Here is an 11,173-nt window from a genome sequence, read left to right on the forward strand (position 1 = left end):
GCGGGTTCAGGGCCTCGGTCACATCAGGCCCCTGCCCCACCGGCCGCAGGCCTGCGCGGCACCACGATGCGCACGGTAGACAGCTGCAGCACATCGCCGTGCTGGTTGCGGGTTTCACTGCGCACCGTAACCATGCCCCGGTCTGGCTTGGATTTGGAGGGCTGAATCTGCACGACTTCGCTCACCACATGCAGCACATCGGTGGCGCGTGTGGGCCGGGGCCAGCTCAGCTCGCCGCCCGCACCGACAATTCCGCCCGCAATGGGCAGCCCGCTCGTCACCTGCAGCCGCATGGTCACGGCCGCCGTGTGCCAGCCGCTGGCGGCCAGACCGCCAAACAGGCTGTCACGTGCTGCGGCGTCATCCAGATGAAAAGATTGCGGGTCGAACTGCGCAGCAAAGCTGGTGATCTGCGCTTCATCCATGGCGTGCTCGCCACTTTTGAACTGGTCGCCCACGGACAGGTCGTCCAGGTAAATCGGGGACTTGGGGGTTGTCGAAGCGCGGCTGGCAGGGGTCTGCGTCATGTCGTGGCTTTCGTGGAGAGAAGGTGGTTGGTCAGGCCGCCTTGGCGGCGGGGCGCGCCACGCGCGCTTCCCGGATCGGCAGGTTGACCAGCGCTGCGCCTACGGCCAGCACGATGTCGATGTACCAGACCCAGTCATAGCTGCCGGTGGCCTGGAACACGCTGCCGCCCAGGTAGGCGCCCAGGAATCCGCCAATCTGGTGCGACAGCATCACGATGCCGAACAGCATTGCCATGTTGGCCGTGCCAAACATCTTGGCGACCAGTCCGGCCGTGGGTGGTACGGTGGACAGGAAGGTGATGCCCATGACGGCGGCAAAGACCAGCACCACGGCCGGCGTCTTGGGAGCAAACAGGAAAATCAGCACCGCCAGACCTCGCGTGGCGTACAGCAGCGACAGCAGCGACTTCATGCGCCAGCGCCCTACTGCCCAGCCCATGGCCAGGCTTCCCACAATGTTGAACAGCCCGATCACCGCCAGCGACCAGCCCCCTACCTCGGGCGCCAGCCCGCAGGCCGCGATCACGCCAGGCAAGTGCGTGGCTAAAAACGCGACGTGAAAGCCACACACCAAAAAGCCTGCCGCCAGATACCGGTAGCTGGGTGTGGCCAGCGCTTGGGCAATGGCCTCGCGCGCCGTCAGTGCCTTTTGGCCGGATGCGGCGGCAGCTTGCGCGGCCAAGGCATTTGAATTGCCCCGAAGTACCCACACTGCAGGCAGCGCCAGCAGCACCAGCACACCCAGCCACTGCATCGCACTGGCCCAGCCCACGGCTGCTGTGAGGCTGATGGCAATGGGTGCCATCACAAACTGGCCGAACGAGCCACCCGCGTTCACCACGCCGCTGGCCAGGCCGCGCTTTTGCAAGGGCACCAGCCGCGCGGTGGCCGCCATCAGCACCGACGGCCCAGCCATGCCTGCGCCACCCGCTGCCAACACGCCAATCGCAAAAATCAACCCGGCCGTAGTGGTCATGTACGGCGTGATGAAGGTGCCCAGCGCCACCAGCGCCACACCGATCAGGATCACACGGCCCGTACCGATGCGGTCGGCCACAGCCCCGGCAAACGGCTGCGTCAGCCCCCACCACAGTTGGCCAAACGCAAACGCCAGGCTGATGCTGCCAATGCCCAGACCGGTGGATGTGTTGAGCGCCGACAGGAACAGGCCCATAGTCTGGCGCGTGCCCATGGTCAGCGCAAAGGCGCCTGCTGCGGCGAGCAACACGAGCCACAGAGCCAGCGGCGTCGTAGACGTGGTGTTGGCTTGAGAGGCGTTGTTATTCGTCATGACCGGCCTCCTGCGCTGGCAGCGCCGCCAGCAAATCCATGGATTCATCCACCAGCGCATGCAGTGCCGCCACCCGCTGCACGCCCAATGTGTCGTTCAGCGCCAATTGCGCAGCCTTCCAGTGGCGCTGAGCCTCGGCGCGCTTGTCGCGGCCGGTGTCGGTGATGTGCACAAGGCGGCTGCGTGCGTCAGCGCCTGCTTCCAGCGTCACCCACCCTGCATCCACCAGGGGGCGCAGATTGCGCGTCAGCGTAGAGGCATCCATCTTCATCTCCGTGGCCAGGTCGCCAGGTCGGATTGGGCCCAGTTTGAGCACATGCGACAGCAGCGAATACTGCGTGGTCTTGAGCCCGCATTTCGCCATCTCGGCGTCGTAGTGGCTGGCCACGCGGCGCATCAACTGACGCAGCTTGAAGTTGGTGCAGCCCTGCGGCAGCAAGGGTGCCAGGGACGGTAGTTCGGCTTGCATGGATTTAATTGTATCTGCAATAATTGCATATGCAACTTATGCATGCAAACCCTACCCACAACCCGGACAACCCATGACCCAACACAACCACCTTGAACATTGGCTGGCGCAGGAGCGCGACATCCTGGCCACGCTGGATGCAGGCCCCGGCCCGGGCGTGGCCCGCCGTGAGCAGATTGCCCACCTCAACGGACTGCAGCAGATGCAGGCCATGCTGCGTGGGGAGCTGCCCTATGCAGCCATCGCCAAGACACTTGATTTCTTGATTGTCGAGGTGGGCGAAGGCACAGCCATCTTCCAGGGCACGCCCCGCGCTGAGCACCTCAACCCCATGGGCACCGTGCACGGCGGCTGGTTTGCCACCCTGCTCGACTCTGCCCTGGGTTGCGCGGTGCACACGCGCATGGAGCCCGGGCGTGGCTACACCACCGCCGAGCTGGGCATCAACCTGGTCAAGGCCATCACGCCCAAAGTGCAACGCGTGCGCGCGGAGGGCCGGGTGATCCACAGCGGGCGCCAGCTGGCCACCGCCGAGGCGCGCCTGGTGGGGCCGGACGGCACGCTGTATGCCCACGCCACCACCACCTGCCTGGTTTTTGATCTGCCTGCACAATCGAAGGGATGAAATTCCTCCACACGATGCTGCGCGTTGGCAACCTTCAACGCTCGATTGATTTCTACACCCAGGTGCTGGGCATGCAACTGCTGCGCCAGTCCGAGAACCCCGAGTACAAATACTCGCTGGCCTTTCTGGGCTTCGAGGGCGGCAACCCCGGCCAGGCCGAGATCGAACTGACCTACAACTGGGGCACCGAGAGCTACGACATGGGCACCGCCTACGGCCACATTGCGCTGGGCGTACCTGATGCGTATGCCGCGTGCGAGAAGATCAAGGCCTCGGGAGGCAACGTGACGCGCGAAGCAGGCCCGGTCAAAGGCGGCACCACGGTCATCGCGTTCGTGACGGACCCGGACGGCTACAAGATCGAGTTGATCCAGCGCGTCGAAGGTGCAGGTGGCCAGGGCCTGCGGTAGTTATTTGCTATCAAATATATAGCTGCTGGCACATGTTTCACTAGCGCAAGCGGCCATTTGAACCACAAAAAAACCCGGCAGTGCCGGGTTTTTTATTGGAGAAGCAGGCAGCGCTTACAGGGCACCCAGCGTCACTTCCACGCGGCGGGCTTCGGCGTTGGTGCCGGTGGCGGTGGTTTCTTCAGGCTTCTTCAGCTCCACCTTGTCTTCGGCAATGCCCAGGGCCTTGAGCGCATCGCGCACGGCAAAAGCACGTTGCTTGGCCAGTTCAGCGTTCAGGGCGGCATCGCCCGTCGCGTCGTGGAAGCCGGAAACGACGGCCTTCTTGCCTTCGGCCACGCCCTTGACCACGTCGGCCAGAGCTTCATTGGCACCTGCGGCCAATTCGGCCTTGGCAGTGGCAAAGTAGAACTTCACTACGCCGTTTTCAACGCGCACGCTGGCAATATCTTCTTCCACGGCTACGGCGGGTGCAGCGGGTGCATTGCTGGCTGCAACGGCGGCAGGCTGGACCGGTGCCTTGGCGCCCAAGCGCTTGACCACCACGGTGCCCACCACCACAGAAATCACCAACGCAATCAGTGCAAACAGAAAACCGAGGGCAAAACGTTGTTGGCTATCGTCGTCAGAGCTGGACATGGAAGATCCCCGTAGTAATGAATAAAGTGGTTGGGTGGCCAATGCAGGCTTTGTGAAAACAAGGCCCCGGCCATTTGCAGCAAAGCTTTCGATTGTAGAGTCAAGACATGACGAATCTGCCCGCCCCCCTGCGCGACCCGGCGCCGATGCTGGAGAGTGCCCTTCAGGAATGGGGTGGCCATGCGGACCTGTGGATCTTTGGCTACGGGTCGCTGATTTGGCGACCAGACTTTGACTATGCCGAGCGCCGCCCGGCCAAGGTACACGGCTGGCACCGCGCGCTCAAGATGTGGAGCCGCATCAACCGGGGCACGCCCGAGTGCCCGGGCCTGGTCTTTGGCATGTTGTCGGGTGGCAGCTGCCGGGGCATGGTGTTTCGCGTGGACAAGGCACATGCCCGGCAGGTGATGATCAACCTGTGGCAGCGCGAGATGGTCACCGCCGTGTACGACCCGCGCTGGCTGCTGTGCCACACGCCTCACGGCCCGGTGCGGGCGCTGGCCTTCACCCTGTCGCGCAAAAGCCCCAACCACACGGGCGAGCTGCCCGACCACGAGTACTGCCGCATTTTTGCGCAGGCGCGTGGACGCTACGGCACTACGCGCGACTACGCCCAGGCCACCTACGAAGAGTTGCGAAAGCACGGCATCCACGACAGGGCTCTGGCCCGGTTGATCGCATTGGCCCAAAAAGAGGCATAGTGCACTCTTTTGCTGGACGCATCGGCTGGTGACGGGCCGATGGCGCCCCGGCGACAAGTTCAATACTGTGTCTTTTCAACGTGCCAAGGAGTTTGAGTCATGAAGATCCGTTTTGCCTTTGTGCTTTCATCCGTCGCCGCGCTTGCCTTGGTAGGCTGTGCTTCGTATTCATCGGGCCCTACCGCGACCGCCAAGCTTGAGCCCACCCGTGGCAACAGTACCGCCGGGACGGTGTCTTTTGTTCAATCGGGCGATGTTGTGAAAGTATCAGGCACCGTCAGCGGCTTGAAGCCGGGAGCGGAACATGGCTTTCATGTGCATGAAAAAGGTGACTGCAGCAGTGGCGATGGCATGAGCACAGGCGGCCATTTCAACCCTGGTGGTAAGCCGCACGGCAGCCATGGTGCTGGTGAGCACCACACGGGAGACCTGCCCAGTCTGAAGGCCGATTCCAACGGTGTTGCCACCTTTAACTTCGAGTCGAAAACCATCCGCGTGGGTAGCACCGACAACAACATCGTCGGCAAGGGCCTGATCGTCCACCGCGACCCCGACGACTACAAGACCCAGCCCACTGGCAACGCCGGACCACGCCTGGCCTGCGCAGTGATTGCGGCCAAATAAAGCATCCTAAGCGGCGGCTACCCCCGCGCTGCGAGCAACTGCGCGGCGCGCTCCAAGTCTTGCACGGTGTCCACGTCGGTCACCGTGCCCTCGTCATCCACATCCACCCAGCGCACCCTGCCCTGCTGCACCTGCTCGCGCACCACGCTGGCGGCGCCCTGTTCGCCGCCTAGCGCCAGCAAACCCGGCAAACATTCCGCCCCAAACCCTACGGGGTGACCGCGCTCACCGTGGTGCACTGGCATGGCCACGGCGCAGTCGGCCAGTGCAGCGGCAATGGTGCGCAAGGTTTCTGGGCGAATCAGTGGCAAGTCCCCCGGCAAGACCAGCCAGCCAGGCGCACCGGCTGTGGCGCGCACAGCAGCGGCAATCGAGTCGCCCATGCCCGGGTGGCCGACATCTTCAAGGTGCCAGGGCAAGCCGCTGGCACGCACGGCGGCCAGAGTGTGTTCCAGCACAGTTGTGCTACCCAAGGGCGCACGCAGTTTGTGTACGGCTCCCCCTGACGCGGCAAATCGCTCGCCACGGCCAGAGGCCAGGACCAGCACAACGGGCGCCGAAAGGTGAGTGGGCATGGTGTTCCGCCTGAAATGCCCGAGCAGGGCCATGGGCCGCGACATGCAGCGGCCGCGATTCTAGTGCCGGGCCAGAGCAGTTGCTGCCCTCAGAACGCGCTGCTCGCCACCGTGAAATCCGCGTGCTGCGCCGCCAGGCCGTGGAGCGTGCTCACCAGCGGCCGCAGGTCGTCACGCCGGCTGTGCAGCGCATAGCCGAGCGACCCCAGCGGCACAGGGCTGGGCAACACCTGCACCACCCCCCTGGCGCACAGTGCCTGCGCCCAGCCCTCGGGCAGCAGGCCAATGCCACGGCCTTGCGCCAGCAAACCCACGATGGCGCCCCAGTGGTTGCACACCAGTCTTCGCGCAGGGCGGGCATCGGTCTGCCGCAGCCAGTCATCGATGAGATGAGTCACCCCCGAGCCCTGCGGCAGCGCCACCAGCCGGTGCGACTGGATTGCGTCGGCATCCATCTGGCGAAGGCCCTGCGCCACCTTCGGGCCTGCACACCAGGCAAAACGGGCGTTCGCCAATGGCACTGATGTCAGCGCACTGCGGCTGGCGGGGCCAGCAATCACGGCCACATCCAGTTCGCCTTTGTCCAGCCGCTCGGCAAGGGCCGCGCCCACATCCACGTGCACGGAAACCTCCAGCGCAGGATGGTCAACAGAAAGCGCCTCCACTAGGCGCGGCAACCAGGTAAGGGCCGTGAGTTCCCCCACGCCCAGGCGGCAGGGGCCCCGCAGGCCGGTGCTGCTGCCCATCTCTTGCTGCAGACGGTCTGCCTGTTGCAGCAACGCAGCGGCCAGAGGCAGCAGGCGCGTGCCTGCGTCTGTCAATGCGGCGCGGTGTCGGCCCCGGTCAAACAGCACCTGCCCCAGCGATGCCTCCAGCTCGGCAATGCGTTTGGACAGTGACGACACCGACAGGTGCACACGCTCGGCGGCCATGGCAAAGCTGTTGCAGGTGGCCGCCCAGTAGAAGGCTTCGAGCTGTTTGAGGGTCATGGTTCGTTGTTTCTATTTGGCGAACAAATAGATATGAATAAATTCGCTTTCTTGATTTTCTTCATTTACGGACACTGACTTCCTGTCCTTGTTTGTTTTTGCCCGGAATCGTCCATGTCCATGCCCTCCCTTCCTCAGGCCTCACCCGCAATCAACGCCTGGCAGGCGTTCGATGGCGCACGCCGCAGCGGACGCACCCGCCACCTGCTGTCGCTCGATGACTTTGAATCCGCAGCGCGCGGCGTTTTGCCACGCCCCATCTTTGGGTATGTGTCCGGAGCGGCAGAGGACAACCGGGCACTGGCCGACAACCGCCAGGCCTTCGACGAGCTGGCCCTGGTGCCCCGCGTGCTGCGCAACGTGGCCCAGCGCCAGCAAGGCATCACACTGTTTGGCACACGCTACGCCAGCCCTTTTGGCATTGCGCCCATGGGGATTGCAGCGCTATCGGCCTACCGCGGCGATGTGGTGCTGGCGCGGGCCGGAGTGGCGGCGCAGATTCCCGCCGTGCTCAGCGGCAGCTCGCTGATCCGGCTGGAAGAAGTGATGGACGCGGCCCCAGGCACCTGGTTCCAGGCCTACCTGCCGGGCACGCCCGAGCGCATTGACGCCCTTTTGCAGCGCGTGGAGGCCGCTGGTGTGCGGACCCTGGTGGTGACGGTGGACATCCCGGTAGCAGGCAACCGCGAGAACAACATCCGCGCGGGCTTCTCCACCCCGCTACGTCCCGGCCTGCGTCTGGCGTGGGACGGCATGGTGCGCCCGCGCTGGCTGGCAGGCACACTGCTGCGCACGCTGGTGCAGCACGGCATGCCGCATTTCGAGAACTCGTTCGCCGAGCGGGGGGCGCCCATCCTGTCCTCGCGTGTGCAGCGCGACTTTGCCGCACGCGACCACTTCGACTGGAGCCACATCGCCCACATCCGTCGCCAATGGCGCGGGCCGCTGGTCGTCAAGGGCATCCTCAGCCCGCAGGATGCCGCCCTCGCCCGCCAGCACGGCGTGGACGGCATCATCGTCAGCAACCACGGCGGTCGCCAGCTCGACGGTGCCGTGGCCCCGCTGCGCGTGCTACCCGCCATTGCCGAGCAGGCAGGCAGCAGCATGACAGTGATGTTGGACGGCGGCATCCGCCGGGGCACCGACGTGATCAAGGCCCTGGCGCTGGGCGCGCGGGCGGTGTTTGTGGGTCGCCCCTTCAACTACGCAGCAGCGGTGGATGGTGAAGCGGGCGTTGCAGCCGCCATTGCTCTGCTGCGGGCCGAGGTGGACCGCAACCTGGCCATGCTGGGCGCTACGTCTTGTTCCGAACTGGGCAAAGAGCACCTGATGCTCCGGCAGCCAGTCTGGGCAAGCGATGGGTGACGCGCAAACCGCAGCATGCTCAGCGGACCAAATACAAACAGGGGGCACCCCTCAAAGAAGTGCCCCCTGTGGGGGGGGGGAAACCGACGGCCAGCCGGTCTCTGTGCCTTCGTCAAGCCAGCTTGAACGGCAGCTGGCGCGGCGTTTTTCCTGTGATCTGGGCGATGGCGTTGGCAAACGCAGGCGCCAGCGGTGGCAACCCTGGCTCGCCCATGCCCTTCGGCGGATCGGCGCTGGGCACGATGTGCACCGTCACCTGTGGCATGTCGGTGATGCGGGGCACGGCGTAGTCGCCGAAGTTGCTCTGCTCCACCACACCATCCTTGAGCGTGATGGCGGCACCAGGCAGGCAGGTGCCCAGGCCCATCAGTGCGGCGCCTTGCACCTGGGCTTCGACGCTCTTGGGGTTGACCACCAGGTTGCAATGCACGCCTGCGGTGATGCTGTGCAGCTTGGGCGTGCCGTCTTTGACGGAGGCCTCGACCACATAGGCCACCACCGACTCGAACGACTCGTGCACCGCCACGCCCCAGGCACGGCCTGCGGCCAGCTTCTTCTTGCCATAGCCCGACTGGGCGACGGCCAGCTGCAGCGCCGCCTTGTGGCGCGGGTGCTTGTCGCCCATCAGGGCCAGACGGTAGGCCACCGGGTCTTGCTTTGTCGTGCGGGCCACTTCGTCGATCAGGGTCTCCATGGCGTAGGCCGTGTGGGTGGAACCCACGCTGCGCCACCACAGCACCGGAACGTTCACTTCCGGGTGGTGCACCGACAGCTTCATGGGCACGTCGTATGGCTCCTTCATGCCTTCGATGGCCGTGGCGTCAATGCCGTTCTTGACCATGAAGGCCTCGAACGGCGAGCCCTTGGTGATGGACTGGCCGACGATGGTGTGGTCCCACGCCAGGATCTTGCCCTGGGCGTCAAAACCGATTTCGGCGCGGTGCACATGCATGGGGCGGTAGTAGCCGCCCTTGATGTCGTCCTCGCGGCTCCACAGGGTGCGCACCGGCGCCGTGATGCCAGCGGTGCGCGCGGCCTTGGCCACGCCGCAGGCCTCCACCACGTAGTCGCTGGTGGGGATGGCACGGCGGCCAAAGCCGCCACCGGCCATCTGGGTGTGGACCTTGACGTTCTGCGGCTGCAGACCCAGCGTCTTGGCGGCGGCCATGGCATCGAGGCCGGGCATCTGGGTGCCCATCCACAGTTCCGCCTTGTCACTGTCCAGCTTCACGGTGCAGTTGAGCGGCTCCATGGGCGCGTGCGCCAGGTATGGGAACACGAACTCGGCACTGATCTTGTGGGGCGCCCCCGTCAGCGGCGCCATGTCGGCCTGCATGGCCACGTTGCCGGGCTTGGCGGCCAGCTCACGGTATTGCGCCAGCAGCGCCGTGGTGTCGGGCTTGGTCACCGCGCTGGTGTCCCATTCCACCTTCAGCGCGTCGCGCCCTTGCTTGGCGGGCCAATAGCCATCGGCCACGATGGCAACGCCCTCGCCGCCCCGGTCGGTGGGCACGCGCAGCACGGCCTTCACGCCCTTGATGGCTTTGGCGGCGCTGTCGTCCAGCGACTTCACCTTGGCGCCAAACACGGGCGGGCGGGCCACCACGGCCGTCAACATGCCGGGTAGGCGCACGTCAATGCCGTAGTCCTGCTGGCCGCTCGACTTGGCCTTGGCATCGAGCCGCCCGGTGGGTTTACCGATGAGGCGGAACTGCTTGGGGTCCTTGAGGGTGACCTTTTCGGGCACGGGCTGCTTCATGGCGGCTTCGGCCAGTGCGCCGTAGCCCAGCTTCTTGCCGCCGGGGCCGACCACAAAGCCGTTGCTGGTGCGCAGGGCCGATGCGTCCACTCCCCACTGGGCGGCAGCCGCCGACACCAGCATGGCCCGCGTGCGGGCGCCCAGTTCGCGGTACTGTGTGTAGGAGTTCTTGATGGAGTTGGAGCCACCGGTGAGGTGCATTCCAAACGCGGGGTCGGCATAGGCCGGGTTGGCGTCGCCGTGCACGCTGCGCACCTTGCTCCAGTCGGCATCCAGCTCCTCGGCCAGGATCATGGGCAGGCCGGTTTGCACGCCCTGGCCAAAGTCCAGCCGGTTGATGGTGACGGTGACGATGCCATCGGCATCGATGCGCACAAAGGCCGAGGGCTGCTCGTGCGGCTTGAGGCCTGCAGGCGCCGCAGCCGCTGCGCCCTGCGCAGCGGACACCAGCGGAAAGGCGCCCAGCGCAAAGCCCGAGGCCGCAGACACCTTCAGGAAGGTGCGGCGCGCCACACCTTCCGATGCGCCAAGCGCTCCTGAATCCATAGCGCCTTGTGCTTTATGTACTAGCGCTTGGAGGTGTTTTGGCATGAAATGCTCTGCCTGGCCCTGCAGGGCTTGGGGTTCGAAGTGCATGGTGGTCTCCTTCAATCAGGCCAGGGTTTTGGCGGCGTCGTGGATGGCGGCGCGGATGCGCACGTAGGTGCCGCAGCGGCACACGTTGCCTGCCATGGCGGCGTCAATGTCGGCGTCGCTGGGTTTCTTCTTGCCTTTGAGCAGCGCGGTGGCGCTCATGATCTGGCCGCTCTGACAGTAGCCACACTGGGCCACGTCGTGCTTCACCCAGGCGGCGTGCACGGCCTTGCCCACCTTGTCATTGGCCGTGACGGCCTCGATGGTGGTGATCTTCTGGCCTGCTGCCGCCGAGATGGGCGTGATGCAGGACCGCACTGGTGCGCCATTCAGGTGCACGGTGCACGCACCGCACAACGCCTGGCCGCAGCCAAACTTGGTGCCGGTCATGCCCAGCGTGTCGCGCAGGGCCCAGAGGATGGGGGTGGATTCGTCGGCATCCACGGCCGTGTCTTTGCCGTTGATATTGAGGTTGGGCATCGTGGGACTCCTTGGGATGAAGGTCAGCGCTCAAAAGCACAGCGCAAGCAGGGGGCGGCGCGGGCAGGCATCGAGCCGCGTTGTTG

At 65.2% G+C, this 11,173-nt stretch carries 13 protein-coding genes; 5 read left to right on the forward strand and 8 right to left on the reverse strand.

The genetic code is table 11. From position 1 onward, the window contains the following. Positions 1–23: 23 nt before the first annotated feature. The 3 genes from ISS20_RS11595 to ISS20_RS11605 are packed head-to-tail and all read right to left on the reverse strand — an operon-like array spanning position 24 to position 2,287. Positions 24–527 (reverse strand): MaoC family dehydratase, encoded by a 504-nt coding sequence (locus ISS20_RS11595; RefSeq protein ID WP_291436738.1) that lies wholly within the window; start codon positions 525–527, stop codon positions 24–26. Between the two features lie 31 nt (positions 528–558). Then, entirely contained in the window at positions 559–1,818 is a 1,260-nt protein-coding gene (locus tag ISS20_RS11600) for an MFS transporter (RefSeq protein ID WP_291436740.1), read from the reverse strand. Next, entirely contained in the window at positions 1,808–2,287 is a 480-nt protein-coding gene (locus tag ISS20_RS11605) for a MarR family winged helix-turn-helix transcriptional regulator (protein WP_291436741.1), read from the reverse strand. Before ISS20_RS11605 ends, ISS20_RS11600 begins: the two co-directional genes overlap by 11 nt. A 73-nt stretch (positions 2,288–2,360) precedes the next feature. On the opposite strand from ISS20_RS11605, the gene ISS20_RS11610 reads away from it, so the two are divergent. Then, positions 2,361–2,912 carry a PaaI family thioesterase gene (locus ISS20_RS11610; protein ID WP_121942929.1) on the forward strand — a complete coding sequence of 184 codons (552 nt, stop codon included), beginning with the start codon at positions 2,361–2,363 and terminating at the stop codon, positions 2,910–2,912. Beyond that, positions 2,909–3,322 carry a lactoylglutathione lyase gene (gene gloA, locus ISS20_RS11615; RefSeq protein WP_291436745.1) on the forward strand — a complete coding sequence of 138 codons (414 nt, stop codon included), beginning with the start codon at positions 2,909–2,911 and terminating at the stop codon, positions 3,320–3,322. Before ISS20_RS11610 ends, gloA begins: the two co-directional genes overlap by 4 nt. 114 nt (positions 3,323–3,436) lie before the next feature. On the opposite strand, the gene ISS20_RS11620 is transcribed toward gloA, so the two are convergent. After that, positions 3,437–3,961: an OmpA family protein gene (locus ISS20_RS11620; RefSeq protein ID WP_291436747.1), complete on the reverse strand. Its 525-nt coding sequence runs from the start codon at positions 3,959–3,961 to the stop codon at positions 3,437–3,439. A gap of 107 nt (positions 3,962–4,068) precedes the next feature. On the opposite strand from ISS20_RS11620, the gene ISS20_RS11625 reads away from it, so the two are divergent. Together ISS20_RS11625 and ISS20_RS11630 are read left to right on the forward strand one after the other, a co-directional pair. Beyond that, entirely contained in the window at positions 4,069–4,662 is a 594-nt protein-coding gene (locus tag ISS20_RS11625) for a gamma-glutamylcyclotransferase (protein WP_291436749.1), read from the forward strand. 99 nt (positions 4,663–4,761) lie between these two features. Continuing rightward, positions 4,762–5,286: a superoxide dismutase family protein gene (locus ISS20_RS11630; protein ID WP_291436751.1), complete on the forward strand. Its 525-nt coding sequence runs from the start codon at positions 4,762–4,764 to the stop codon at positions 5,284–5,286. A 17-nt stretch (positions 5,287–5,303) separates the two neighbouring features. On the opposite strand, the gene ISS20_RS11635 is transcribed toward ISS20_RS11630, so the two are convergent. Beyond that, positions 5,304–5,861 (reverse strand): NTP transferase domain-containing protein, encoded by a 558-nt coding sequence (locus ISS20_RS11635; protein WP_291436753.1) that lies wholly within the window; start codon positions 5,859–5,861, stop codon positions 5,304–5,306. An 89-nt stretch (positions 5,862–5,950) separates the two neighbouring features. Beyond that, a complete protein-coding gene (locus ISS20_RS11640; RefSeq protein WP_291436755.1) occupies positions 5,951–6,850 on the reverse strand; it encodes a LysR family transcriptional regulator in 900 nt (299 codons plus the stop codon). 114 nt (positions 6,851–6,964) lie between these two features. Here ISS20_RS11640 and ISS20_RS11645 point away from each other — a divergent pair, with 114 nt between their 5' ends. Beyond that, a complete protein-coding gene (locus ISS20_RS11645) occupies positions 6,965–8,215 on the forward strand; it encodes an alpha-hydroxy acid oxidase (RefSeq protein WP_291436757.1) in 1,251 nt (416 codons plus the stop codon). Positions 8,216–8,327: 112 nt separating this feature from the next. On the opposite strand, the gene ISS20_RS11650 is transcribed toward ISS20_RS11645, so the two are convergent. Beyond that, a complete protein-coding gene (locus tag ISS20_RS11650; protein WP_291436759.1) occupies positions 8,328–10,610 on the reverse strand; it encodes a xanthine dehydrogenase family protein molybdopterin-binding subunit in 2,283 nt (760 codons plus the stop codon). 15 nt (positions 10,611–10,625) lie between these two features. Continuing rightward, the gene (locus ISS20_RS11655) at positions 10,626–11,087 is read right to left on the reverse strand and encodes a (2Fe-2S)-binding protein (protein ID WP_291436760.1); all 462 of its coding nucleotides are present in this window, start codon (positions 11,085–11,087) and stop codon (positions 10,626–10,628) included. Positions 11,088–11,173: the final 86 nt, after the last annotated feature.

Origin of the sequence: Acidovorax sp., from assembly GCF_016783915.1 — a bacterium.
GTDB lineage: Bacteria > Pseudomonadota > Gammaproteobacteria > Burkholderiales > Burkholderiaceae_C > Acidovorax.